Annotated in this window: 27 protein-coding genes; 22 read left to right on the plus strand and 5 right to left on the minus strand. The window is 52.8% G+C overall.

Annotated elements, in window-relative coordinates:
• The first annotated feature begins 32 nt into the window (after window positions 1–32).
• The gene (gene metF / locus G461_RS0110880) at window positions 33–920 is read left to right on the plus strand and encodes a methylenetetrahydrofolate reductase (protein ID WP_026971866.1); all 888 of its coding nucleotides are present in this window, start codon (window positions 33–35) and stop codon (window positions 918–920) included.
• A 54-nt stretch (window positions 921–974) separates the two neighbouring features.
• On the opposite strand, the gene G461_RS0110885 is transcribed toward metF, so the two are convergent.
• The 3 genes from G461_RS0110885 to ppc form a co-directional block, all read right to left on the minus strand.
• Entirely contained in the window at window positions 975–1,739 is a 765-nt protein-coding gene (locus tag G461_RS0110885; RefSeq protein WP_026971867.1) for a PEP-CTERM sorting domain-containing protein, read from the minus strand.
• A 292-nt stretch (window positions 1,740–2,031) separates the two neighbouring features.
• Window positions 2,032–3,183: a M20/M25/M40 family metallo-hydrolase gene (locus G461_RS23975; protein ID WP_051333508.1), complete on the minus strand. Its 1,152-nt coding sequence runs from the start codon at window positions 3,181–3,183 to the stop codon at window positions 2,032–2,034.
• Window positions 3,184–3,538: 355 nt separating this feature from the next.
• Entirely contained in the window at window positions 3,539–6,178 is a 2,640-nt protein-coding gene (ppc, locus tag G461_RS0110895; RefSeq protein ID WP_026971868.1) for a phosphoenolpyruvate carboxylase, read from the minus strand.
• Between the two features lie 338 nt (window positions 6,179–6,516).
• Here ppc and argC point away from each other — a divergent pair, with 338 nt between their 5' ends.
• The 5 genes from argC (at window position 6,517) to argH (ending at window position 12,455) form a co-directional block, all read left to right on the plus strand.
• The gene (argC, locus tag G461_RS0110900) at window positions 6,517–7,521 is read left to right on the plus strand and encodes an N-acetyl-gamma-glutamyl-phosphate reductase (RefSeq protein ID WP_026971869.1); all 1,005 of its coding nucleotides are present in this window, start codon (window positions 6,517–6,519) and stop codon (window positions 7,519–7,521) included.
• Between the two features lie 9 nt (window positions 7,522–7,530).
• The gene (gene argB, locus G461_RS23980; protein ID WP_051333509.1) at window positions 7,531–8,304 is read left to right on the plus strand and encodes an acetylglutamate kinase; all 774 of its coding nucleotides are present in this window, start codon (window positions 7,531–7,533) and stop codon (window positions 8,302–8,304) included.
• Between the two features lie 24 nt (window positions 8,305–8,328).
• The gene (locus tag G461_RS0110910; RefSeq protein ID WP_026971870.1) at window positions 8,329–9,243 is read left to right on the plus strand and encodes an ornithine carbamoyltransferase; all 915 of its coding nucleotides are present in this window, start codon (window positions 8,329–8,331) and stop codon (window positions 9,241–9,243) included.
• Window positions 9,244–9,267: 24 nt separating this feature from the next.
• Window positions 9,268–10,491, plus strand: a complete 1,224-nt coding sequence (locus tag G461_RS0110915; protein WP_026959675.1) for an argininosuccinate synthase — start codon at window positions 9,268–9,270, stop codon at window positions 10,489–10,491.
• Between the two features lie 83 nt (window positions 10,492–10,574).
• Complete coding sequence (argH, locus tag G461_RS0110920) at window positions 10,575–12,455, plus strand: argininosuccinate lyase (protein WP_026971871.1); 1,881 nt, start codon at window positions 10,575–10,577, stop codon at window positions 12,453–12,455.
• A gap of 72 nt (window positions 12,456–12,527) precedes the next feature.
• On the opposite strand, the gene G461_RS0110925 is transcribed toward argH, so the two are convergent.
• Together G461_RS0110925 and G461_RS23985 are read right to left on the minus strand one after the other, a co-directional pair.
• On the minus strand, window positions 12,528–13,034 hold the full coding sequence (locus G461_RS0110925) for a response regulator (RefSeq protein ID WP_026959673.1): 507 nt from the start codon (window positions 13,032–13,034) through the stop codon (window positions 12,528–12,530).
• A gap of 5 nt (window positions 13,035–13,039) precedes the next feature.
• On the minus strand, window positions 13,040–14,917 hold the full coding sequence (locus G461_RS23985; RefSeq protein WP_035480074.1) for an ATP-binding protein: 1,878 nt from the start codon (window positions 14,915–14,917) through the stop codon (window positions 13,040–13,042).
• 368 nt (window positions 14,918–15,285) lie between these two features.
• Between G461_RS23985 and rpsJ the strand changes: the two genes are divergently transcribed.
• The 16 genes from rpsJ (at window position 15,286) to G461_RS0111005 (ending at window position 25,553) form a co-directional block, all read left to right on the plus strand.
• Window positions 15,286–15,597, plus strand: a complete 312-nt coding sequence (gene rpsJ, locus G461_RS0110935; protein ID WP_014290685.1) for a 30S ribosomal protein S10 — start codon at window positions 15,286–15,288, stop codon at window positions 15,595–15,597.
• A 31-nt stretch (window positions 15,598–15,628) separates the two neighbouring features.
• Window positions 15,629–16,264: a 50S ribosomal protein L3 gene (gene rplC / locus G461_RS0110940; protein ID WP_026959671.1), complete on the plus strand. Its 636-nt coding sequence runs from the start codon at window positions 15,629–15,631 to the stop codon at window positions 16,262–16,264.
• A 15-nt stretch (window positions 16,265–16,279) separates the two neighbouring features.
• Window positions 16,280–16,885 (plus strand): 50S ribosomal protein L4, encoded by a 606-nt coding sequence (rplD, locus tag G461_RS0110945; protein ID WP_026959670.1) that lies wholly within the window; start codon window positions 16,280–16,282, stop codon window positions 16,883–16,885.
• The gene (gene rplW, locus G461_RS0110950; protein WP_026959669.1) at window positions 16,882–17,184 is read left to right on the plus strand and encodes a 50S ribosomal protein L23; all 303 of its coding nucleotides are present in this window, start codon (window positions 16,882–16,884) and stop codon (window positions 17,182–17,184) included. The genes rplD and rplW overlap by 4 nt, the downstream gene beginning before the upstream one ends.
• A 15-nt stretch (window positions 17,185–17,199) precedes the next feature.
• Window positions 17,200–18,024, plus strand: coding sequence for a 50S ribosomal protein L2 (rplB, locus tag G461_RS0110955; RefSeq protein WP_026959668.1), 825 nt, complete (start codon window positions 17,200–17,202; stop codon window positions 18,022–18,024).
• Between the two features lie 15 nt (window positions 18,025–18,039).
• Window positions 18,040–18,318: a 30S ribosomal protein S19 gene (gene rpsS / locus G461_RS0110960; protein WP_026959667.1), complete on the plus strand. Its 279-nt coding sequence runs from the start codon at window positions 18,040–18,042 to the stop codon at window positions 18,316–18,318.
• 10 nt (window positions 18,319–18,328) lie between these two features.
• Window positions 18,329–18,661, plus strand: coding sequence for a 50S ribosomal protein L22 (gene rplV / locus G461_RS0110965; RefSeq protein ID WP_026959666.1), 333 nt, complete (start codon window positions 18,329–18,331; stop codon window positions 18,659–18,661).
• Window positions 18,662–18,671: 10 nt separating this feature from the next.
• Entirely contained in the window at window positions 18,672–19,367 is a 696-nt protein-coding gene (gene rpsC / locus G461_RS0110970; RefSeq protein WP_026959665.1) for a 30S ribosomal protein S3, read from the plus strand.
• An 11-nt stretch (window positions 19,368–19,378) separates the two neighbouring features.
• Complete coding sequence (gene rplP, locus G461_RS0110975; RefSeq protein ID WP_026959664.1) at window positions 19,379–19,789, plus strand: 50S ribosomal protein L16; 411 nt, start codon at window positions 19,379–19,381, stop codon at window positions 19,787–19,789.
• Complete coding sequence (gene rpmC / locus G461_RS0110980; RefSeq protein ID WP_026959663.1) at window positions 19,789–19,980, plus strand: 50S ribosomal protein L29; 192 nt, start codon at window positions 19,789–19,791, stop codon at window positions 19,978–19,980. The genes rplP and rpmC overlap by 1 nt, the downstream gene beginning before the upstream one ends.
• Complete coding sequence (rpsQ, locus tag G461_RS0110985) at window positions 19,980–20,228, plus strand: 30S ribosomal protein S17 (protein WP_026959662.1); 249 nt, start codon at window positions 19,980–19,982, stop codon at window positions 20,226–20,228. Before rpmC ends, rpsQ begins: the two co-directional genes overlap by 1 nt.
• 509 nt (window positions 20,229–20,737) lie before the next feature.
• Window positions 20,738–21,916 (plus strand): glycoside hydrolase family 26 protein, encoded by a 1,179-nt coding sequence (locus G461_RS0110990; protein ID WP_026971872.1) that lies wholly within the window; start codon window positions 20,738–20,740, stop codon window positions 21,914–21,916.
• A gap of 17 nt (window positions 21,917–21,933) precedes the next feature.
• On the plus strand, window positions 21,934–22,128 hold the full coding sequence (locus tag G461_RS26080) for a hypothetical protein (protein WP_157360290.1): 195 nt from the start codon (window positions 21,934–21,936) through the stop codon (window positions 22,126–22,128).
• A gap of 299 nt (window positions 22,129–22,427) precedes the next feature.
• The gene (locus tag G461_RS0110995; RefSeq protein ID WP_026959660.1) at window positions 22,428–23,135 is read left to right on the plus strand and encodes a phytanoyl-CoA dioxygenase family protein; all 708 of its coding nucleotides are present in this window, start codon (window positions 22,428–22,430) and stop codon (window positions 23,133–23,135) included.
• Between the two features lie 114 nt (window positions 23,136–23,249).
• Window positions 23,250–24,257 (plus strand): LacI family DNA-binding transcriptional regulator, encoded by a 1,008-nt coding sequence (locus G461_RS0111000; protein ID WP_026971873.1) that lies wholly within the window; start codon window positions 23,250–23,252, stop codon window positions 24,255–24,257.
• Between the two features lie 54 nt (window positions 24,258–24,311).
• Entirely contained in the window at window positions 24,312–25,553 is a 1,242-nt protein-coding gene (locus G461_RS0111005; RefSeq protein ID WP_026971874.1) for an ABC transporter substrate-binding protein, read from the plus strand.
• Window positions 25,554–25,556: the final 3 nt, after the last annotated feature.

Genomic DNA, 25,556 nt, shown 5'->3' on the forward strand with positions numbered 1-25,556 from the left:
TTGTAAGACGCGTGCGGTAAATGGAGAAAGCAATGGGATATGCACAACACATCGAGTCACTAAACCAAAACCTCAGCGAACTGGGGAACGACATCAATGTCTCTTTTGAGTTTTTTCCGCCTACCACTGAGTCCATGGAAAACACCCTGTGGAATTCAATCGAACGCCTGCAAACCCTGCAGCCCTCGTTTGTCTCGGTCACCTATGGCGCCAACTCTGGAACCCGTGACCGCACCCATAACGTTATCAAGCAAATCAAAGAGCGCACCGGCCTGAATGCGGCGCCTCACCTGACTTGTATCGATTCCACCCCGGACGAGCTAAAGCAGATCGCTCAAGACTACTGGGACAATGGTATTCGCAACATTGTGGCCTTGCGCGGCGACCTGCCAGACGGTGCCAGCAAACCTGATATGTATGCCAATGATTTGGTCAGCCTGCTTAAAGGCGTGGCGGATTTCGATATCTCAGTGGCCGCCTACCCCGAGGTACACCCTGAGGCGAAGAGCGCCCAAGCTGACTTGCTGGCGTTAAAGCGTAAGATGGATGCGGGCGCTAACCGGGCGATTACCCAGTTCTTCTTCGATGTTGAGAGCTACCTACGTTTTCGCGACCGTTGTGCGGCGATTGGCATTGAAGGTGAGATTGTGCCGGGGATCTTGCCAGTGTCCAACTACAAGACCCTGTTGAAGTTCTCCTCGTTTGCTAACGTGAAGATCCCCAACTGGATGCATCAGCAGTTCCAAGGTCTGGACGATGATCAAACCACCCGCAACTTGGTGGGCGCCAGCATCGCCATCGATCAGGTGAAGGTGCTATCGCGTGAAGGGGTGAAGGATTTCCACTTCTACACCCTAAACCGCGCCGAGCTGAGCTATGCCATTTGCCACACTTTGGGTGTGCGTCCGCAAACTGCATAAGCCTCGAAAACTATTAAAAAGCCGCCTGTTGGGGCGGCTTTTTGACAACTGCGGTTAGCTCCGCCGACCTAAGCGCAGCAGCAACATACCTGCGCCTAATAGCAGCACGCTGGTAGGCTCTGGCACGCTGCTCGCTTCCAGATCAAACACCCAGCTGTCGCCATTACTGAACTCGATAACGATGTTGTCCAGCGCCCCCATAAAGCTATCACCCCAGGCTGAGCCGGTGGAAAAGGCGATCCCTAGTAGCTTCTCGCTGGCATAGTCGACCTCGGCCAGTGAGTTGACGCCATCGTCGCTATAGCCCGGGTCGAGCAACTCATCCCAAGTGGGGGCGGTGTAGCTGCCGGCGGCAGGATAGTCATAGACGCGTAGTTGGTTGGTACCGGCGTCGGTGCTCCAAGTGGTCCAGCTATCCGCAGTGCTATCGATATTGATGGCGTAAAAAGGATCGAGGTTAAGTCGGTTGCCGTACCAACCCGCGCCGTCGTTACTGCCATCGGCTTGGGTGTAGAGCGACAGGTAGAAGTCATTCTCCGAGCTGTTGTGGCTGATGGGTTTATTGGTATCAAAGCGCACCGCGCTGATATCGCCCAACATAATGCTGCTAGCGGGGTCGAAGTTCAGCCAGCCAAACGATTTTGCGCCGGGAGTGCCGAAGCTGGTGGCTTGCCACGAGCTATCGCCGATGGAACCGCCGGGCTGTGCTGCTACGTTGTCGAATAATGACGAATCGTCAAGGGTGGTAATGGTGGTGGCGAGACTTGGTAAACTGCAGGCCAAAATCCCAAGGACAACAAGTTTTCTTAGTTGTTTCATCTGCCTATCCTTAGTTAGATGGTTCTTCTCAGAGCTCGGATTCGAGCATCTTGCGTTATTCGTAAAGCAATACTTACACCAACTAAAAAAATGTTTTAAAACAGCGACTTTTACTGATTAATTGCGTTTTATGTAAAGCGGGCTGACAGTTAATACTCAATTACTGTGAGATAAGTCTCAGGAATACAGCGACATAGCAAAATCGGGAAAGGCGAAAACGAGGGCAAGCAACAGACGACAGTGGTCGGCTGTTGCTTATAGGCAGGGGAATAGTTGCTTAAGTAAAGAGGGCTTAGGCGGTCTCGGCCTCTTGCTCGGGCACCTCGGCGTTGGCCAAGTGCTTGATACAGGCTCGTAGCAGTTGGATCCGCGGCAGTACCCGTTCAATTGCGATGCACTCTTCCGGCGAGTTAAGGTTTTGCCCCACTGCGCCCAGACCATCGACACAGGCAAGGCCATGTGCGGCGACTAAGTTGGCATTGGAGCTCTTATCGCCACTGCGCCATTTAGTGGTTTGTCCGAGGTTCTCAGCGGCTTGCTCGAGCTCTTCACAGAAGCTTTGATTGCTGGCGTTATTAAAGGCCGGTTTGTAGGCCTTGCGATCTAACACGATGTGCATCTGTTCCACACTTGGTGACTGGCTCCACTGGCGCAGCTGTTGATCGAGCTGTTGGTAGTAGTGGTTACTGGTAAAGCGCAGCTCAAACTTCATCTGGCAATGCTCAGCAACTTGGTTAGTCTTCTCACCGCCGGCCACATAGCCAACGTTGACATCGATATTCGGCCATTGCTGTGCCAGTTGTTCCAGTTTGACCACCCACTGGCCCATCTCGCTGATGGCGCTGCATTTGCGTTTACCAACCTTAGCGGCGTGGGCTGATTGACCGGTGAAGTCCACCTGGTAGCGCGCCATACCGCGTCGCCCATTGATTAAGCAGCCGCCCATGGTACCGGTATCCAGAACCATGCAACGCTTGGCGCGCTTGGCCAGTTTATTCAGCATGGTGTGAGAGTAGCGCGAGCTGACATGCTTATCGGGACAGATCAGGATGGCGATGGACAACTCGGCCAGATCGCTGGGATCGGTGCTGCGTAGTGCGTGTAGCAGGTTGACTAAGCCGGCTTTGCTATCGGCGATGCCGGGGCCATAGGCAAACTCGCCTGCGATGGACATCGGGCGGCGAAAGGCGGTGCCCTCGCTGTAACTGGTATCCACGTGCCCGAGGATTAGCAGGTCGATGGGGCCGTTGTTTACTTGATTAGAAATCACCAAGCCCGGCCCGGCCTTGCCGCAACCATAACGTCGCACCTGCCAGCCGATGTTTTCGAACTTCTGCTGCACCAGCTGGGTAACACGTTCGATGCCGGTGATGTTATAGGTGCCGCAGTCGATATTGACCAGAGGGCGCAACTCGTCGAGGTATTCGCTGATATCAAACTTCATAGCATGTCCTTGCACTGAGATGAAATACTGAAGGACCGTTGCTGTTTGCGCGAAAGCGAGGTGGCGGCGAGTGCGGCCCGAAACAGCCTATAGTCCGTTTAGCGCCGTATAGATAAACGGTTGCACGGCTGCTGGCAGCGCGTGTCCGGTGCGGCGCAATTCTGCTTCCAGATATATTGAACTGCGTTGTTGATATCCATATAAAATTTGTGGACTTTTGATTTAGCGCAGTTTGCGAGGGGCAAAATCCTTAAGTCTGCGAGCGAGTCGACAAAATTACGTTTAATAAAAACAAAGAGGCCGTCACAAGGACGGCCTCTGGTTTCTCTGTAGCTAACTAAGTAGCCGCTCCGGCTTAACCGGTGTTACGCATACCTGCAGCGATGCCAGCGATGCTTACCATCAATGCTTGGTCAACCAGCGGGTGCAGCTCGTCGGCTTTACGCGAACGGTTCAGTAGCTCAACCTGCAGCACGTGTAGCGGGTCGATGTATGGTGCACGGGCCTTCAGGGCTTGTTCAACCCAAGGCTGTTCGGCCAAAAGCTTCTCAGCGCCAGTTAGGGTCAGCAGGTGCTCTTCTGCTTTAGCCAGACGCTCACGCAGATCCACACCCAGGCGATGCAGCTCAGGCTCAACCAGACGCTCTTCGTAGATCTCAGACAGCCAGCTGTCTGCTTTCACGAATACCATTTCCAGCATCGCCAGACGGGCTTCAAAGAACGGCCATTGGCGCATCTCTTTGAACACATCTTGCTTGCCATCTTCGATTAGCTGGCGCAGTGCGGTCTCGCTACCCAGCCATGCTGGCAATAGCAGACGGTTCTGTGACCAAGAGAAGATCCATGGAATGGCACGTAGGCTCTCTACACCGCCATCGGCACGACGCTTGGCTGGTCGACTACCCAGAGGCAGCTTGCCTAGCTCTTGCTCTGGCGTTGCTGAGCGGAAGTAAGGCACGAACTGCTCTTCACCACGTACTACGCCGCGGTAGGCATCACAGGAGGTCTCAGCAACCTGATCCATAATGTCGCGCCACTCTTGCTTAGGCTCGATTGGCGGCAGCAGGTTCGCTTCCAAAATCGCGCTGGCGTACAAGCTTAGGCTGTTCAGGGCCACTTTTGGCAGGCCGAACTTAAAGCGGATCATCTCGCCTTGCTCAGTCACGCGCAGGCCGCCTTTTAGCGAGCCCGGAGGCTGTGACAACAGTGCGGCGTGCGCAGGCGCGCCACCACGACCGATAGTACCGCCACGGCCATGGAACAAGGTCAGTTTGATCTGCTGGTTATCGCAGATGCTTACCAGCGCTTCCATCGCGCGGTATTGTGCCCAGGCCGCAGCTAGAACACCGGCATCTTTGGCTGAATCCGAATAACCAATCATTACGTGCTGGTGGCCATCAATGTAGCCGCGGTACCAGTCAACCGATAGCAGTTTGCTCATGGTGGCCGGCGCGTTATTCAAATCCTCTTCGGTTTCGAACAGCGGAGCAACCGGCAGACGGAACGGACAACCAGCTTCTTTAAGCAGCAGTTGTACCGACAGTACGTCTGATGGCTCGGCAGCCATAGAGATAATGTAGATACCCAGCGCTTCGCGGCGCTGCTTGGCGATCACCTTACAGGTGTCCAGTACCTCTTGTACTGACTCACTTGGCTCCCAGTCGCGTGGTAGCAGCGGGCGCTTAGAGTTCAGCTCTTGCAGCAAGAAGCTTTGCTTGTCGGTCTCGGTCCACTGTGCGTAATCGCCCAGACCCAGGTAGCGAGTGATCTCAGATACCGCTTCGGTGTGGCGAGAGGCATCTTGGCGGATATCCAGACGCAGCAGGTTAATGCCAAAGCACGAGATACGACGCAGCAGATCCAGCAGGGTGCCGTCGGCGATGATGCCCATACCGGCATCGTGCAGGCTGTCGTAGCACAGCTCCAGCGGCTCACGCAGCTGTTCGTTGCTCACGATAAGATCGCGTGCTTCGGTGTACTGGCCTTTCAGCTTGGCGGTCAGATAGTCGTGGGTTTCTTGTAGCTCGGCGCGCAGTACCTTCAGTACGGCACGGTAAGGCTCGTCGTGGTTGTCGGTTTGTGACAGCAGCGCTTCGCTGGCATCGCTCATCGACAGCTCTTTCACCAGGTGCTTCACCTCCTCCAGGTAAAGGTCGGTGGCTACCCAGCGGCTCGATAGCAAGACTTCTTCGGTCACCTTGGCGGTTACGAATGGGTTACCGTCACGGTCACCACCCATCCAAGAAGAGAAGATTACCGGAGCGGCATCCAGCGGCAGGCGCATATCAAAGCGCTGTTGCAGCTTGCTGTCGAACTGGCGGATAAACTCTGGCACGGCGTGCCATAGTGAGTTCTCGATAACCGCAAAGCCCCACTTCGCTTCATCGACTGGGGTTGGGCGGATCTTACGGATTTCGTCGGTGTGCCACGCTTGGTTAATCAGTGCTTCCAAGCGGGTTAGGATCTGTTCGCGCTCTTGTTCTGGCAGGTCCAGCTCCAGCCAATCCAAGCAATCGTTCATTTGTACGTGCTTGTTAATCAGCGTGCGACGGGTCACCTCGGTTGGGTGAGCAGTCAGTACCACTTCGATGCTCAGCTTAGACACCGCTTCGCGGATCTCGGCTTCGCTGAGGTTCTCGCCCTGTAGCTTCTGGAATAGCTCGTCGACGGGGTCGGCCACTGCCACGCCTTTATCGCAGTTGCGCGAGATGGTGTGGAACTGTTCAGCCACGTTGGCCAGGTTCAGAAACTGGCTGAATGCTCGGGTTACCGGCAGCAGCTCTTCATCGCTGAGGTTACGCAGCAGATCGACTAGCTGCTCACGAGCGGCATCATCGCCTTCATGAGACTTCTTAGACAACTGGCGAATGGCTTCAATTTTTTCTAGAAACTCTTCACCAAGATGACTTTTGATGGTGTTGCCCAGCAATTGACCAAGCAACTTAACATTACCGCGCAAAGACGCGTTCACTTCCTGAGTAGTCGGTTGACTCATTGTGTATCCCCAAGTTTTTGCTATCTAAGGTTATTTTTGAAATTTAATAACGTAAATAGCGGGTATTTTCGTGTCCCAACATACATAAACCGCATTTCGCAGTCAAAATTGATGAAACTTACTTACAGATATTTTGATAATAATCAAAGCTCAATATAGAACCAATTCAGTCCCTTAGTGGGACAAAGTATCGACAAATCTAAAAATATAATAATTCACTTTTAATGCATATTTAGCTGTGTATACTAGAGCCTATATTTTCACTATTCTGGTGCATTGTGACGGGTAATCGTGAACAATGTCCAGAGTATACGGGTTTAGCAAAACGGACTTAAACAATGTTAAAGGCAGCGGTTGTTGGAGCCAGCGGATATACCGGCGCTGAGCTAGCCAAATTCCTCAACAAACATCCTTATATAGAGCTAAGTGGCTTGTACGTATCGAAAAACAGTGCCGATGCCGGTAAGCCACTTTCGCAGTTACATGGTCAGCTATTGGGTCAGGTAGATCTTCCGGTTTTACCTCTCGATCCAGCAGATATCTCTGAGTTATTTGCTGATATCGACATAGTGTTGTTGGCAACCGCCCACGAGGTGAGCCACGACATCGCCCATGCATTTTTATCCGTTGGCTGCCAGGTGTTTGACCTAAGCGGTGCCTTCCGTGTTAATGACCCAGATTTTTATCAGCGTTTTTATGGCTTTGAACATCGCTACCCGGCCCTGCTAGAGCAGGCGGTGTATGGCCTGGCTGAATGGAATAGTGAATATGTTAATAAAGCGCAGCTGATTGCGGTGCCCGGCTGCTACCCCACCGCCTCGCTGATCGCGCTTAAGCCACTGGCCGAGGCGGGCTTTATTGTGGGTAAGCCGGTGATTAACGCCACCAGTGGCGTAAGTGGTGCGGGTCGCAAAGCATCGCTGACCAGCAGCTTCTGCGAAGTGAGTTTGAACCCTTACGGCGTGTTCAACCATCGTCACCAGCCGGAAATCGCCAGTCATTTGGGTAATCAGGTGATCTTTACGCCGCACTTGGGCAACTTCAAGCGTGGCATTCTCGCCACCATTAATGTGCAACTTAAAGAAGGCGTGACGCCGGAGCAGGTGAACGCGGTTTACCAACAAGCCTACGCCGATAAGCCGATAGTACGTTTGCTGGACGGCAGCTGGCCTGCCATCGACAAAGTGGCCAACAGCCCGTTTATCGATTTGGCGTGGGCTCAGCAGGAGCAAGACCTGATTGTGGTCAGCGCTGAGGACAACCTGCTTAAAGGTGCCGCTTCTCAGGCGATGCAATGCGTCAACATCCGTAACGGCTTTGCTGTTACCGAATCGCTGCTGTAAGGAGTTGTGATGTCTCCTTTAGTAATCAAAGTTGGCGGCGCGGTATTGGAGCAAGACCAACTGCTCTCGAATTTGCTACAAGGCCTAAAAGGACTGAATCGACCGTGGCTACTGGTACACGGTGGCGGGGTGGTGATCGAGCAACTACTTAGTGGCTTGGGCATGACTTCGAGCAAGGTTGATGGCCTGCGCGTCACCCCCGCTGAGCAAATCCCCTACGTGACCGGCGCGCTTGCTGGTACCAGCAACAAACTGCTGCTGGCCAGCTGTCTGAAACACGGCTATTCGGCATTGGGCCTGTGTCTGGGTGATGCTGGCATCTGCAAAGTGGCGCCTTTCGATGCGCGTTTGGGCCATGTTGCGGCAGCCGAGCCGGGCAATCCTCAGCTACTTAAGTTATTGTTGTCGCAGAACTATTTACCGGTTGTGTCATCAATCGGTGTGGGTCAGGATGGATTGCTGTATAACGTAAATGCCGATCAGGCTGCGGTAGCGATTGCCCAGTCGCTCAACGCTCAGCTGGTGCTACTCAGTGATGTGCCGGGCGTGCTGGATGGTGACAAAGCCTTGATTGCCAGCCTGAATCAACAACAGTCACAGCAACTGATTGCCGATGGGGTGATCACTGATGGCATGGCGGTTAAAGTAAACGCAGCGTTGGATGCAGCCCAAACACTGGGCCAGCAAGTGCTGTTGGCCTCTTGGCAACAGCCCGAGCTGCTGGCTGACTTCCTGTCAGGGACAGCTGCAACAGATAGTGCCGCCGGGACCTTAGTGGGTTAACGGCGCGGTAATTAAGGAAAGATGATGAGTGATTTTAATCATTTGCTGAGCCTGCAAGAGCTCAGCCAAGCACAGATACTAGAGCTGCTGGCACTGGCCAAGAAAATCAAGGCCAACCCTGCTGAGTACGGCCAAGCCTTGGCCGGCAAAAGCGTGGTCACCTTGTTCGAGAAGCCTTCGCTACGTACCCGCGTGACCTTCGATATTGGCATTAACAAGCTGGGTGGCCATGCGGTCTACCTGGACCAGCAAAACGGTGCCATGGGCGAGCGTGAGAGTGTCAAGGATTTTGCCTCCAACATTACCCGCTGGGCCGATGCCATTGTTGCCCGGGTGTTCTCTCACAAGACCCTGCAAACCTTGAAAGAGCACAGCTCGGTGCCGGTGGTGAACTCGCTGTGTGACCTTTACCACCCTTGCCAAGGGTTGGCGGACTTCCTGACCATTAGCGAGAACTACGACGATCTGAGCAAGGTCAAGCTGGCCTACTTGGGCGATGGTAACAATGTGACTCATTCGCTGCTGCTTGGCGGTGCGATCTTAGGGATGGAAGTGGCGGCGATTTGCCCGCTCGGCTCTAACCCAGATGCACAGATCGTCGACAAGGCCCGTCAGCTGGCGGCAGTGTCCGGTGGCAAGATCGTGGTGTCCGACAACATCGACGACATTCAAGGCTACGACGTGGTATACGGCGATACTTGGGTATCGATGGGCGATGACACCCCGCTGGATGCGGTGAAGCAACGCTTCCTGCCTTACCAGATCAATCAGGCGATGATGGATCGCTACGGCATCAAACACGTACTGCACTGCCAGCCGGCTCACCGTGAGTTGGAGATCACCTCCGAGGTAATGGACGGCCCGCAGTCACTTATTTTCGATCAGGCTGAAAACCGCATGCACGCTCAAAACGCCGTGCTGGTTAGCCTGCTTGCATAGAATACAGATAAAGGAATACACAACATGGCAATTCAAACTGAGAACACGATTAAAAAAGTGGTGCTGGCATACTCCGGCGGTCTGGATACTTCAGCCATCATTCCATGGCTAAAAGAGACCTACAACGACTGTGAAATTGTTGCCTTCTGTGCCGATGTGGGCCAAGGCGACGAAGAGCTGGAAGGCCTGGAAGCCAAAGCATTGGCCTCTGGCGCCTCTGAGTGTCACATCGTTGATCTAAAAGAAGAGTTCGTTAGCGACTACATCTACCCAACTATCACCACCGGTGCGGTATACGAAGGTACCTACCTGCTGGGAACCTCAATGGCCCGTCCGATTATCGCTAAGGCGCAAGTGGAAGTGGCCCGCAAAGTGGGTGCCGATGCGGTATGTCACGGTTGTACCGGTAAAGGTAACGACCAAATCCGTTTCGAGAGCTGCTTCGCCGCGCTGGCCCCTGAGCTGACTGTGATTGCCCCATGGCGTGAGTGGGACATGGTAAGCCGTGAAGACCTGCTGGATTACTTGGCCGAACGCAACATCCCAACCACTGCGTCAGCGACCAAGATCTACAGCCGTGATGCTAACGCGTGGCACATCTCCCACGAAGGTGGTGAGCTGGAAGACCCATGGAACGAGCCAAGCAAAGGCGTGTGGACCATGACGGTTGACCCGGTTGATGCTCCAAATGCGCCTGAGTACGTATCGCTGAAAGTCGAGCAAGGCCGCGTCGTGTCGGTGAACGACGAGGCGCTGAGTCCTTACGGCGTACTGATGAAGCTTAACGAGATTGCTGCTGCCCACGGCGTTGGCCGCGTTGACATCACCGAGAACCGTACCGTAGGTATGAAGTCGCGTGGTTGCTACGAAACCCCGGGAGGCACCGTGATTGTGGCGGCGCTGCGTGCCATCGAAGAGCTGGTGCTGGATAAAACCTCACGGGTTTGGCGCGACAAGTTGGGTCAGGAGATGGCGCATCTGGTGTATGATGGTCGCTGGTTCACCCCGCTGTGTAAGTCACTGGTTGCAGCATCCAGCGCCCTGGCGGAAGATGTGAACGGCGAAGTTGTGGTTAAACTGTACAAAGGCCAAGCGGTTGCGACGCAGAAGCGCTCACCAAACAGCCTCTACTCAGAAGAGTTTGCCACCTTCGGTGCCGATCAGGTTTACGATCAAAAACACGCAGAAGGATTTATCCGTTTGTACTCACTGGCTAGCCGCATTCGCGCACTCAATGAAAAGAGCTAGGCTGTAGAAACAAACGAGCAATACAAACCTCAGCCTGGTTAGTTTATACAGGCTGAGGTTTTCGCAATTTAATGGAGAGACACATGGCATTGTGGGGCGGACGGTTCAGCCAGGCAGCAGATACCCGTTTTAAGCAATTTAATGATTCACTACGCTTCGACTACCGCTTAGCAGAGCAGGACATCACCGGCTCGATTGCATGGTCGAAGGCACTACTCAGCGTTGGCGTACTAACCGAAGACGAACAGCTACGACTAGAGCAAGCCTTGGTTGAACTGGGCAAGCAGGTGGCTGAGAACCCCCAGCAGATCCTTGGCAGCGATGCGGAAGATATCCACTCTTGGGTGGAAGGTCAGCTGATTCAGCGGGTTGGCGACCTCGGTAAAAAACTGCACACCGGCCGTAGCCGTAACGACCAAGTCGCCACCGACTTAAAGCTGTGGTGTAAAGACCAAGGCTTGGTGCTGCTTGAGCACCTCGATAAGCTGCAACAAAAGCTGCTGGCTTTTGCCCGTTCCCAGCAAGACACCGTTCTGCCAGGTTACACCCACTTGCAGCGCGCGCAACCGGTGACCTTCTCTCACTGGGCGATGGCCTATGTGGAGATGTTCGAGCGTGATTACTCGCGTTTGCAAGATTGCCTGAAGCGTTTGGACAGCTGCCCACTAGGCTGTGGCGCACTGGCTGGTACCGCCTATCCGATGGACCGCCAACAGATAGCCAAAGACCTTGGCTTCCGCCGTGCCACCCGTAACAGCCTCGATACCGTGTCCGACCGTGACCACGTGGTTGAGCTGATCTCCGGCGCCTCGATTAGCATGATCCACCTAAGCCGGATGGCTGAGGATCTGATCTTCTATAACAGTGGCGAGTCGGCCTTCTTGGATCTCTCAGACCAGGTGACCTCAGGCTCGTCACTGATGCCACAAAAGAAAAACCCAGATGCGCTGGAGCTAATCCGTGGTAAAGCAGGCCGCGTTTATGGCTCGCTGTCAGGCATTATGATGACCCTTAAAGCGCTGCCGCTGGCCTACAACAAGGACATGCAGGAAGACAAAGAAGGTCTGTTCGATGCCCTCGATACCTGGGGCGATTGCCTGGCGATGGCCGAGCTGGTGCTCGATGATATGCAGGTACACGAAGAGGTCACCCGCGAAGCGGCGCTAGGCGGCTACTCCAATGCCACCGAGCTGGCCGACTACTTGGTCGCCAAAGGCATCCCATTCCGCGAGGCCCACCATATTGTAGGGATTGCGGTGGTGCAGGCCATTGAGAAGGGCGTGCCGCTCGAAGAGCTCGGCCTGAGCGACTTTAAAGCGCTGGCGCCTGAGATTGAAGATGATGTCTATCCGCACCTGTCGCTGGAATCGACGCTGGCCAAGCGTCAAGCCTTGGGCGGGGTCGCGCCTGAGCAGGTGGAGCATGCCATCAGCGAGGCCGAAACACGTTTGTCGCAACGCAGCATCAGCGGCTTGCGGGTGCGCTCGGCGCGGATGACCGATCTGGATACCATCGAGGCGATGGTCAACTACTGGTCGCAGGTGGGTGAAAACTTGCCGCGTAGCCGTCCAGAGCTGGTTCAGGCAGTCGGTGATTTTGCGGTGAGTGAACAGGGCGGCAAGGTAACTGGCTGTGCTTCGCTCTACTTGTACGATACTGGTTTGGCTGAGATCCGTTCGCTCGGGGTTGAGCCCGACTACCAGCGCATTGGTCAAGGCAAGGCGATGGTTGAGCACCTTATTCGCAAGGCGCGCAAGATGGAGATCGAGAAGCTGTTTGTGCTGACCCGGGTGCCCGAGTTCTTTATGAAGATGGGCTTTAGCCCGACCTCGAAGAACATGCTGCCGGAGAAGGTGATGAAGGACTGTGACGTTTGTCCTCGCCAGCATGCCTGTGATGAGGTGGCGCTGGAGTTTCATTTGGTGCAAGACGCCCAGCTGATCCACAAGCAGCAAGTGGCCTAAACACAGCCTGTAGCTAGCCCATACAAAAAGCCGCATCCGATGATGCGGCTTTTTTAATTCATATAGCTGGCGCTAGATGGAGGTGCTAGATACGTCTAAGCGACCCTTACTCACGGCACCGAAGATCCGCTCGCTATCCAGCACTGAGGCATAGGGCAGAGGATTGCTGCTGTGCTCCAGCACATAGTCGGTCAGCTTGTCTTTGACGATGCGTTGCAGCTCGTCAGAAGACCATGGCTTAGCCAGGTAGTAGTTCAGACCGCCACGGTTGATTGCGGCAATGGTGTCTTGCAACTCGGCCTGGCCGGTTAACAGGATCTTCTTCGCCGCCAACGTGGACTCTTGCTGGTTCAGGTCAATCAGAAAATCGATGCCCAAGTCGACCGGCATAATGTGGTCAGCCAGGATCAGGGCCAGTTGCCCGCCTTCTTTTAGGTAGTCTTCGATAACCGATTTGGCTTCAGCCACATTCTCGGCGCCGTCTACGGTGAAATGTTCGCGCAGTGGCGCCAAGTCATTCAGTACACTGTCTAGCACTTCGCGCTCGTCGTCGACACATAATACTAATAATTTTTCCATGCTAGTTACTCCGGGGAAAGAGGGTTTCCTTGTAAGGGTAAATGAATAGTAAAGCGGGTTCCTTGCGCTGGTTCAGATTCCAGACTAATGGTCCCACCATGTTGATTAATTATTTGCTGACAAACACTTAGACCAATTCCCAGGCCAAAGTTTCCTTCCCGTTTGGTGGTGAAGTTCAGCTCAAAGATGCGTTGTTGGATCTCCTGCGGAATGCCTGGGCCGTTGTCGGCGAATACCACCTCAATCACTGGCTCAGGGTCGCTGATGTAACGACTTTCTATATGTAGCTGACCGCCGCCTTCCATCGCATCTAAGGCGTTGGCGATGATATTGGTCCACACCTGTTGCAGGGCGATGGGGTAGCAGTGTAGCTCGGGCAACTCGCCCAGCTCGCATTCGTACTCATAGCGCTTGAGGCGGTTCTCCATAATGGCCAAGGTATCGGCAATGCCATCGTTGATCTGTGCCTGCACTGGGCGCTCGGAGTCTTGTCCGGCATAGTGCTTGAGGCGCTTAACCAGTCCGGCGATGCGCTCGCTACAAACGCTGATGTTACGCAGGAAGCCGCCGACTCGTTGGTAGTGCTCCAAGGTATCGAGCTGGGCAGACTTGAGCGGTTTGCGCGCGGGTTTGCCGCCGGGCCACAGGCTGTCGTTATCCAGACTCATCGAGACAAAGCGGCGGGCATCGCTGCCATTGGGGTAGCGATCGCCATGCTCCTTGGCTCGGCGACGTAGCTCGGCGGTCGACAGTGGCGGCGTGCTCAGGGCATGTTGCAGAATATTCATGCCTAGTTCGGCGCTATCGGCGGGTACAGAGCCGTTCAGCAGTGCCGGGAGCTGCTGGGAGATGGTGTCGCTGCCACGGGTGATCGCTGCCACCGGGTTATTCAACTCATGGGCAACCCCGGCAATCAGTTGGCCGAGCATCGCCATCTTCTCTTGCTCGATGAGCTGGCTGTGGGCGCTGTCGAGGGAGCTCAGGGTGTTTTGTAGCTCAACCTCGGTGCGAATACTCTTCTGCAGACGGCGGTTAAACATTCGCAGTAGCAGGTTGGTAAACATCGGCAGCAGCTCGCTGTCGGAATCGAGTACCTTGGCAAAGGTCGGGCGATCGAGCTTGATCACATCGGTGGTGTCGCAGGTGACGCCGGTGGTAAAGGCGCGCTCGCCGGTGACAAAGCTCATACCGCCGACAATCGATCCCTCGCCCATGCGGGCCACCTCCAGCTCGCCCTTACGCAGCACCACTTCGCCTTTGGCGATAAACCACAGAAAGTTATTGGCCTGGCCTTCTTCGGTAAGGGTGTGGTCGGTGCTGTAGCGGCGGCACAGGTGGTGTTCGTCGTTATCTTCAAAGAAGCGATACAGGGCGCTGATAAAGCGCTCCGATAACTGCTCATCTTCCATGGTAGTGTAATCGAAGAACACGCTACGAAAGCGCGAGACCTGAGCGGCAAGGCGCGCTTCCAGCCAGCGCTTGCGCTGCGAATCGCTGGTGCGGGTGCTTGGCCAGTATTGCTCAACCAGATCCAGCACCTGACCGGAATCGGGTTCACTTAAGATGCGCTGCAGGTTCGAGGTGTTAATGAGCAGGGTTAGCAGCTCTGCGGTGGGCTGGGGATCGCTCAGCGCAATCACCGGCAGGTCGCCGGGGAAGGTTTGCAGCAGCTCGAACAGCCACTGGGTGTGCTCGAGCTCGGCGCCGCGCAGATCTAACAGCAATAAGGCAATGGGGTGTTGCTGGTTTAACTCAACAAACTGCTGGTGATCGCAGGCCAGCGAGTGCTGCACCATATGCCAAGGGGCAGCACTGTTGGCCAGCCCGGGATCGAGCCGATGCTCACTCAGTACTAATAAGCAGGATGTTTGTTCTTCTTCCATACAACTAAACCAACAAACGAATAATTAAAGCAGTGTAAAACAAAGCGTTAGCGCTTACCGCAGCTGGGGCTCACCAATTTACCGAGCTTTGTGCTAGCGCAAAGTTTCATCGAGCTGTCGAAAAATAATACAGATTTTTGTGGGGGAGTGTTGTGTTCTAGGCGCGGCTGAGTATAATGTCGCAGCTCTCTTAAGAGCACCCGGTTCGCCGGGCAAAAGCAAAGGCGTTTTCTAACTACCTTGCTTTTTATTACAGTGCCTTCGATTTGAAGGCAAATGTTGTCGTCGCATGCACTACCATCCCCGGATCTCGGAATCGGATGCCGTTGGTGCATGTTAGGTTCTTTTTTTAGTTTGGAGCTCTGTCAATGCAGAACCAAAGAATCCGAATCCGCTTGAAAGCTTTCGATCACCGTCTGATCGACCAGTCAACTGCGGAAATCGTAGAAACTGCTAAGCGCACTGGCGCTCAGGTTCGTGGCCCTATCCCACTTCCTACTCGTAAAGAGCGTTACACCGTACTTGTTTCTCCGCACGTTAACAAAGACGCGCGTGACCAGTATGAAATTCGCACCCACAAACGTCTAGTAGACATCGTTGAGCCAACTGATAAAACCGTTGATGCTCTGATGCGCCTAGACCTTGCTGCTGGTGTAGATGTGCAAATCAGCTTGGGTTAATCCCAGGTCTGAACGATAAGAGGTTTTTACAATGATTGGTCTAATCGGACGTAAAGTTGGAATGACCCGCATCTTCACCGAAGAAGGTGTGTCTATTCCAGTTACCGTAATCGAGTGTGAGCCAAACCGTGTTACTCGTGTAATCAACGAGGAAAACGATGGCTACCGTGCTCTTCAGGTAACCACCGGCACCAAAAAAGCGAACCGCGTAACCAAACCAGAAGCTGGCCAATTTGCCAAAGCTGGTGTGGAAGCGGGCCGTGGCCTGTGGGAATTCCGTCTTGCTGACGGAGAAGGTGAGCAAATCAACGTAGCTGATGAGCTAAAAGTTGATCTGTTCAACGAAGTTAAACTAGTAGACGTTACTGGCACTTCTAAAGGTAAAGGTTTCCAAGGCGGCGTTAAGCGTTGGAACTTTAAAACCCAAGATGCTACCCACGGTAACTCTTTGAGCCACCGTGCTCCTGGTTCTATTGGTCAAAACCAAAGCCCAGGTAAAGTATTCAAAGGCAAGAAGATGGCCGGCCACATGGGTGCTGAGCGCGTAACTACTCAAAATCTTGAAGTAGTACGTGTTGATCTTGAACGTAACCTCATCTTGGTTAAAGGTGCCGTCCCAGGCGCAACCAACGGTGACGTTATCGTTAAGCCAGCTGTTAAAGCGTAACGTTAGGAGATAGTAATGGAATTGGTATTGAAAGACGCGCAAAGCGCTCTTGAAGTTTCCGAAACTACCTTCGGACGTGACTTTAACGAAGCGCTGATCCACCAGGTTGTAACTGCATACGCTGCAGGTGCACGCCAAGGTACTCGCGCTCAAAAGACTCGTTCTGATGTATCAGGTGGTGGTAAGAAACCATGGCGTCAGAAAGGTACTGGCCGTGCTCGTGCTGGTACTATCCGCAGCCCTCTATGGCGCAGCGGTGGCGTAACTTTCGCGGCTCGTCCACAGGACCACAGCCAGAAAGTTAACAAGAAAATGTACCGCGGCGCTATCCGCAGCATCCTGTCAGAGCTGGTTCGTCAAGACCGTCTGATCGCTGTTGAGAAGTTCGCAGTAGAAGCACCTAAGACCAAAGAGCTGGTTGCTAAGCTGAAAGAGTACGATCTGAACGACGTTCTGATCATCACTCCAGAAGTTGACGAGAACCTGTTCCTGGCCGCACGCAACCTCTACAAAGTAGACGTTCGTGACGTTGCTGGTATCGACCCAGTAAGCTTGATCGCCTTTGACAAAGTGTTGGTAACTGCAGACGCAGTTAAGCAAATTGAGGAGTGGTTAGCATGATCAGCGAAGAGCGTTTGTTGAAAGTTCTAGTAGCTCCACATATCTCTGAAAAGAGCACTATGTCTGCTGAAAACAATAACACTATGGTTTTCAAAGTTGTAAAAGATGCAACTAAAGCAGAAATCAAAGCTGCGGTAGAGAAACTATTCGAAGTTGAAGTTGTTGGCGTTACTACCCTGAACCAAAAGGGTAAAACCAAGCGTCACGGTGTTCGTTTCGGTCGTCGTAACGACGTGAAGAAGGCGTATGTGACCTTGGCTGAAGGCGCAGACATCGACTTCGCTGGCGGCGCTGAATAAGGGGAGTACTGAATAATGGCTATTGTAAAATGTAAGCCTACTTCTGCTGGTCGTCGCCACGTTGTTAAAGTGGTTAACAAAGACCTGCACAAAGGCAAGCCTTATGCGCCTCTGTTGGACACCAAGTCTAAGTCTGGTGGTCGTAACAACAACGGTCGCATTACCGTTCGTCACATCGGTGGTGGTCACAAGCAACACTACCGTTTGATTGACTTCAAACGTAACAAAGACGGCATTCCTGCGAAGGTTGAGCGTCTGGAATACGATCCAAACCGTAGCGCGCACATTGCACTTGTACTGTACGCAGACGGTGAGCGTCGTTACATCCTGGCTCCTAAAGGTCTGACTGCTGGTGATGCAATCCAGTCTGGTGTTGATGCAGAAATCAAGGTAGGTAACACCCTGCCAATGCGCAACATCCCAGTGGGTTCTACTGTTCACGCAGTTGAGATGAAGCCTGGTAAAGGTGCACAGCTAGCGCGTTCTGCTGGTGCTTACGCTCAAATCGTTGCTCGCGACGGTGCGTACGTAACCCTGCGTCTGCGTTCAGGCGAGATGCGTAAAGTTCTGGCTGATTGCCGCGCCACCCTAGGTGAAGTGGGCAACTCAGAGCACATGCTACGCAAGCTGGGTAAAGCTGGTGCTAACCGCTGGCGCGGTGTTCGTCCTACCGTTCGCGGTGTGGTTATGAACCCAGTAGACCACCCACACGGTGGTGGTGAAGGCCGTACCTCAGGTGGTCGTCACCCAGTTACTCCTTGGGGTGTACCTACCAAGGGTTACAAAACTCGTAAGAACAAGCGTACTGATAAATACATCGTACGTCGTCGTACTAAATAATTAAGGGGAATCGCCATGCCACGTTCTCTCAAGAAAGGTCCATTTATTGACCTGCACTTGTTGAAGAAGGTAGAGAAAGCGGTGGAAAGCGGGGACAAGAAACCATTGAAAACTTGGTCTCGTCGCTCAATGATCATTCCACAAATGATCGGTTTGACCATCGCTGTCCATAATGGTCGTCAGCATGTACCAGTATTCGTAACTGATGAAATGATCGGTCACAAACTGGGTGAGTTTGCACCAACTCGTACTTATCGCGGCCACGCTGCTGATAAGAAAGCGAAGAAGAAGTAAGGAGTAGATGATGGAAGCTTTAGCTAAACACCGTTTTGCTCGCACTTCTGCGCAAAAGGCTCGCTTGGTTGCTGATCAGATCCGCGGTCAGAAAGTTGAAGAAGCACTTGTAACTCTGCAATTCAGCAGCAAGAAAGCAGCTGCTCTAGTTAAGAAAGTACTAGAGTCTGCCATTGCTAATGCCGAGCACAACGAAGGCGCCGACATCGACGAGCTGAAAGTTGCCAAAATCTTTGTAGATGATGGTCCAACTCTGAAGCGCATTCGCCCACGTGCGAAAGGCCGTGCCGACCGTATTATCAAGCGTACCAGCCACATCACTGTGGTTGTATCTGATAGCTAGGAGATAAGCAATGGGTCAGAAAGTACATCCTAATGGTATTCGCCTAGGTATCGTTAAACCATGGAACTCCACCTGGTATGCCGATAAAGGTGAATATGCAGATAACCTGCACAGCGATTTCAAAGTGCGTCAGTTTCTTACTAAAGAGCTGAAAAACGCCTCTGTTTCTCGCATTACTATCGAACGTCCTGCGAAGAGCATCCGTGTGACCATTCACACTGCTCGTCCAGGTGTTGTAATCGGTAAGAAAGGTGAAGACGTTGAAAAGCTTCGCCAAAAAGTGAACAAGCTTGCCGGCGTACCTGCGCAAATCAACATTGCCGAAGTACGTAAGCCAGAGCTTGACGCTAAATTGGTTGCCGACTCTATCTCTAGCCAGCTAGAGCGTCGTGTAATGTTCCGTCGTGCGATGAAGCGCGCAGTTCAAAACGCTATGCGCCTGGGTGCCAAAGGTATCAAGGTTGAAGTTAGCGGTCGTTTGGGCGGTGCTGAAATTGCGCGTTCTGAGTGGTACCGTGAAGGCCGTGTGCCTCTACACACTCTGCGTGCAGACATCGATTACGCAACTTCAGAAGCGTTGACTACCTACGGTATCATCGGCGTTAAGGTATGGATCTTCAAAGGTGAAATCCTGGGCGGTATGCCTGTAGCTGCTGCTCCTGAAGCTCCTGCTAAGCCTAAGCGCAACAAGCGCAACGCTAAATAGGAGAAACGGGAATGCTACAACCAAAACGTACTAAATTCCGTAAGCAACACACTGGTCGTAACCGCGGTCTAGCGAAAGGTCAAAAAGTATCTTTCGGTGACTTCGGCCTTAAAGCGACTGGCCGTGGCCGTCTGACTGCTCGTCAAATCGAAGCAGCGCGTCGTGCTATGACTCGTCACATTAAGCGTCAAGGTAAGATCTGGATTCGCGTATTCCCTGACAAGCCAATTACCGAGAAACCTCTTGAGGTTCGTATGGGTAAAGGTAAGGGTAACGTTGAGTACTGGGTAGCCCAAATCCAGCCAGGCAAAGTCCTGTATGAGATGGACGGTGTATCTGAAGAGCTTGCACGTGAAGCATTTGAGCTAGCGGCACGTAAACTGCCAGTTAGCACTACTTTTGTAACGCGGACGGTAATGTAATGAAAGCGAACGAACTGAAAGATAAAAGTGTAGAAGAGCTAAAAGCTGAACTTCTGAACTTGCTACGTGAGCAATTCAACCTGCGCATGCAAGCAAGCACTGGTCAGCTAGCCCAAACACATTTGCTTAAAAATGTACGTCGCGACATCGCGCGCGTGAAAACTATTCTGAATCAGAAGGCAGGTGCGTAATGAGCGAAACTATCCGTACATTACAAGGTAAAGTTGTTAGCGACAAAATGGACAAGTCTATTACTGTTGCTATCGAGCGTAAGGTGAAGCACCCAATTTACGGTAAATTCATCAAGCGTACTACCAAACTGCACGTTCATGATGAGAACAACACCGCCGCTCAAGGCGATGTGGTAAGCATCAAAGAATGTCGCCCTATGTCTAAAACCAAGTCTTGGACTCTGGTTGACGTAGTAGTGAAAGCTTAATTTAAGCTTCGTGCATTTTGAAAAAGCCCCGCTCTGCGGGGCTTTTTTTTGCTTATTTGTTAACTTGGAACGCTCCCTGTGTTTCAGCATGTTTGTCGTGGTTATATGGGGGTTGGCCACAGTTTCTATGGTCTCACCGAAGATAGACAATACGTAATCGCCTTAAATTCTCCGCAGTTAACGTATTACTAACATTATCTGAAACCGGTTACATTTCTGTGCTTCTCCTCACAGAAGTTATTATTTTGGAAGCTAAACTAAAACCCATGTTCAATTAATCAGCGAACCACAAGGCTGGATACAACTTGGCATTTATTGCGACTCAGTTTGATTGCGGCCAGTTTGTTACGGAAAGAGTAATGGGAATCGATAACACATCAAGGAAGGCACTCTCAGGGTTGTTTAGCGCAGCGCTTACGTTGGCATTGGTCTCTTGTGCGAGCACAGAGCCTTCAGCACAGGCTGACAACGTGCCCTCTGCGTCGCAGCCAAGCAGTGAGTCAGATGCTATGCATTTTAGCTTTACCCCCCCAAGCGGTAAGACCCTGTTCTTTATGGGGCAGGATATCGATACCCTGCATGAGTTTGTCGCTGATACTGGTGTCGAGCCGGCGGCCGTTACCGCATACGCTTCAGCCGATTTGACCGGCGTTTTCCATCGCTTCCCAGAATCTCACGGTTCACTGGACCTGCCTTCTTATGTGCAAGATTATCCCGACGCGACACTGGCAATTGGTCTGTGGATGAAATCGACCTATGTGCGTATTGCCAATGAAGAGCCTGGCGCGATTAAAAACGTGGAGCGCCTGATTGATCACCTTAAAACCTTGGAGCGCCCGGTACTGCTGCGTATTGGTTACGAAGCCGATGGTTATTGGAACGGCTATGCACCTGAGAAGTATCGCGAAGCCTTTCAAGTTATCAGCCGCATTATCCAGGAGAAACAAGCCTACAACGTGAGTAGGGTGTGGCAGATTGCGGCCTACTGCGCCGCTATGGACGGCAGTCATGGTTCGTTCCAGGAGCGCTCTAACACCTACTTTGGTGAAGACTACGATGCGTGGTATCCCGGCGATGAGCACGTTGACTGGGTGGCGTTCTCTTACTTCTCTCAGCCGCGTGATTGCCTAACTGAAACCACTCAGAAAGCGGCGGGTGGTTTGCCAGAGGGTTTTGGTCATCTGTCTGATGTCGATGCTGAAGGCAATAGCCTGGCGATGGACAACGTCATCAATTATCTGGCAAGTAAGAACAAACCAATCTTTATCGCCGAAGCCAGCCCCAAGTATTACTGGATAGAGAAGGGCGAGTACAAGCCTGATGCCAACAGCCATATTGAAAACCTGCAAGCGGTCTCTGCTGAGGATATCTGGCAGGGGTGGTACGAGCCGTTCTTCGCGTTCCTGGAGCGCCATCAAGAGAGTATCCGCGCGGTGTCGTACATCAATATGCATTGGGATGCCTGGACCGGTTGGCGCTGCGACTTGCGCAACCAAGAGGCGGTGCGCTTGGGCCAGACCTGCCAAGACGGTGTTTGGGGCGATGCGCGGGTACAAGCATCTGAGCTTATCCAGCAGCGCTTCTTCGAGCGATTGGATAACGGCCGCTATATCTATCGTTTAGATGAGGGAAACTTTGCCCAGCTCAAAGATTGGGACAAGGTTCAGGAACTAAACCAAATAAAGTAAATCGAATAGATTAAGCCATGTCTAAAAACACTGCCAAAGAGATGGTGAAACCGAGTCGAGTAACGGGCCGTGAGACAGCCCGTAACACGACAGAGATTGAACATGCCAAACTGACGGTCTACCACCGTGGAAAGGCTTCAGTCTTTGCAATTAAGCGTTCATTTCGTAGTAAGCAGCACGGTGAGCAATCCTCTCACCCTTCCTTGGCTTGACAGCCTTTTACCCGCGCGTAGCGCGGGTTTTTTTTGCCTTTAAAACACTATTAAAGCCCGCTTTTTTGTAACGAAAATTCATAATTTATATACCTTAAAAAATAGCCGATCCAGATCGCAAATACGACGCTGATAACTTGTCGCTAAGTTCATCACTGCCTATTCTGAAACCGGTTACATAATTGATCGCGTTTAGCGACTGTGTCAGCTTTTGAGGACGGGCCGCAACAGGCCAACAGGGAGTCGTCCGGGTTATTACTGCGATATGCAATGCGCACCAGGCAATAAAGGGACTTGTGATGGATCTAGAACGTTTAAGCCAACAATTTTGGCAACAAGGCTATCTGTTGATTGAGGACTTTTTTCCCCAACAGTTGATGGATCAAGCCAATCAGGCCATCACCGAATACTTCGACGTAGACCCTGCGTTTTGGCATAACGATGAGTTTTTGGAGAAAGCCAAAACCGAGGTGATCCCTTGGTTTCCTCAGAACGACAATCATCAATTGTTTGATCAAATTGAGCAGTTCCCAGCCTTTTCGGATATCACCCAACAGATCCTCGGTGACGAGTGGGAAAACCTCTATTGCATGGTGATGTTTTCCAAAGCGGGCACGCGCGGACAAGCCTGGCACCAGGACTGTGCCCCAGAGATTGTCCATCAGTTCAATCTTAACCGTTTGATTTACACCGAGGACATTAAGCCTGAGGTGGGTGGTGAAGTGGTGATCGTGCCCGGCAGTCATCGCCTGGGACTGTTACCCGCGGGTGACCCGGAAGCGGCGATGGAGCAACAGTTGGTGCTTAGGCCTCGCAAGGGCAGCTTGATTTTGCTACATGGCCATACCTGGCATCGGGTACTGCCCATCCATCAGGGCTATCGCTTCTCAACCAACTATCGGGCCATCCCGAAAGGGACGCCACAAGACATTACCGACGTTTGTGTGTATCGGAACATGCGTTATCACTTCGGACTGAATCAAGTCATTGAAGAGCGGAAAATCTGATAAATAGCACACATTCTGGAGAAATAGCCATGAAACTGATATCAAGGTTGCTTGCAGCTACGGCGCGCTATTTAATGCATGCAGCAGTAACCAGTTTCATGGAGTAGACAAAAAGTGAGCAATAAGAAAGTCACGATCAGAGACGTCGCCGCTAGGGCAGGCGTGTCTCGTGCGACGGTTTCACGGGTGTTGAATGATTTCCCCGGTGTGAAGCCCGCGCTCCGAGAGCGGGTCAATCAGGCGATGGATGAGCTTGGTTTTGCCCCGAATTACTTCTCTCAAGCGCTCGCCAAAGGCCGGTCTAACAGTATCGGTTTGATGGTGCGCTCTTTGGGGGGCTACTTCTTCGGCAGCATCATGGTTGAAGTCGAAGAGGTATTAACCAAGAAAGGTTTCCACTGCATGGTGTGCAGTGGCAGCGGTAAGTATGAAGCAGAGCGGGCAGCGGTGGACTTTATGCTGTCTCGCCAGGTGGATGCGATGATCTTGAGCACCGACTGTTTGTCGGACGAGGAGCTCATCAAGATCAACCAGAGCGGTACCCCAGTGGTGTTGATCTCCCGCGATATTGAGGAGATCCGCGACCAGTGTATCCGCTTCGATGATGCAACCGGCGGCTATAACGCCACCCAACACCTGATTGAGAATGGCCACCGTGACATTGCCACCGTCACCGGGCCGATGACCAATCGCGATGCACGCAGTCGCCTGCAGGGCTATCGCAAGGCCTTAGAGGATAACGATATCCCCTATCGCCCCGAATTAGTTTTGGAGTCGAATTTTCAGGTGCCGGGCGGCAAGCAAGCCACCGAGAAGTTATTGGCCGCTGGGCATAAGTTCAGCGCGGTGTTTTACGGAAGCGATGAGATGGCGATCGGTGGCGTGCAGGCGCTGAATCAAGCCGGTCTGTCGGTTCCAGACGATGTCTCAGTGATTGGCTTTGAGGATGTCCCTCTGAATGAGTTCCTCAAGCCACAGATGAGCTCGATGCGAATTCCGGTGTCAGATATTGGCCATTTGGCGGCCATGCGGGCGTTAAGCCTGGTTGACCAGGAACCCTTGGATTCCGCACTTGAAGTACAGGTAGAACTGATGGAGCGAGAATCTGTGATAGCCACGTAAGCTAGCGGTCTTCACTCTCCAGAGTAGGGGCTGCTAATGATAGGAACTAATCAGATGGAACTTAAAAAACTTAGCCTAGCCCTACTGCTTGTTGGTACCACCGCTGCAGCACAAGCCGCCACGACGATTCGTTATGACTGCTGGCCAAACCATGACAAAACCGCCGTCGACAAAATCGATGAATTCTATGCTGCCAACCCAGATATCAAGGTAGAGGTTCTCTCTAACAACTGGGTTGACCACCACAATAAACTGACCACTGCTCTAGCCACCGGCGACGGTGCCGGTGACTTGGTATGTATCGACGTTGAGAAGATCGGCGCGATCGTAAACCAAGGTGGCTTTACCGACCTAACCTCTGCCTTTGGCGCCGATAAAGACGCCGACAAGTTCGTAGACTTTGCCTTCGCTCAGGGTAAAGGTACCGACGGCAACGTGTACGCGCTGCCATTGAACATCGGCCCGGGCGTGATGTACTACCGCCGCGAGCACATGCAAGACCTTGGCTTCAAGCCAGAAGAAGTGACCAAAGACTGGGATGCGCTGATCGACTGGGGTGTAGAGCTGAAGAAGAAAGGCGTTCCTCTGGTTGGTCACGCGGGTTCGATTGCCCAAACCATTATCAACACCGAAGTTGAAGAAGGTAACAGCATCTACTTCGACGCCGATGACAAGCCAATCGTGACCAGCGAGCGCTTTGTCAAAGCCTTTACCTACGCACAAAAAGCCCGTGAGCTGGGTCTTGATGGCCGCTTTGGCGACTGGAGTTCAGAGTGGTTTGAAGGTCTTAAGCAAGGCAGCTTCGCTATCCAGTTCTCTGGTGCGTGGCTGGCGGGTTTCCTCGAGTCATGGATTGCCCCAGACACCGCCGGTAAATGGGGTGTAGAAGGCCTGCCTGCCGGTTTCTACGGCTCTTGGGGCGGTACCTTCCTGGCGATTCCTGCCCAAAGCGAAAACAAAGAAGCGGCTTACAAGCTGGCTCAATGGCTGACCCAAGACCGCGACATCGTACTGTATGAGTTCGATACCAACGCTGCCTTCCCAGCGCTGCGCGCCACCTTCGATGCGCCGATGTTTGATGAAGAGATGGCTTTCTTGGGCGGTCAGCAAGCACGCCTGCTGTGGAAGGACATCGCAGAGAACATCCCTTCAGTGAAGCCTTCGAAAGCGGACAATATTGCTCGTGCAATCATCCTAGAGCAGGCGCTGCCTTCAGTGGTTGAAGAAGGTAAAGATGTCAAAGTTGCTCTGGCGGAAGCTGAAAAGCTGATTGTACGCCGTATGCGCAACCTGTAATCG

Origin of the sequence: Aliagarivorans marinus DSM 23064 (assembly GCF_000429485.1) — a bacterium.
Taxonomy (GTDB): Bacteria; Pseudomonadota; Gammaproteobacteria; order Enterobacterales; family Celerinatantimonadaceae; genus Aliagarivorans; species Aliagarivorans marinus.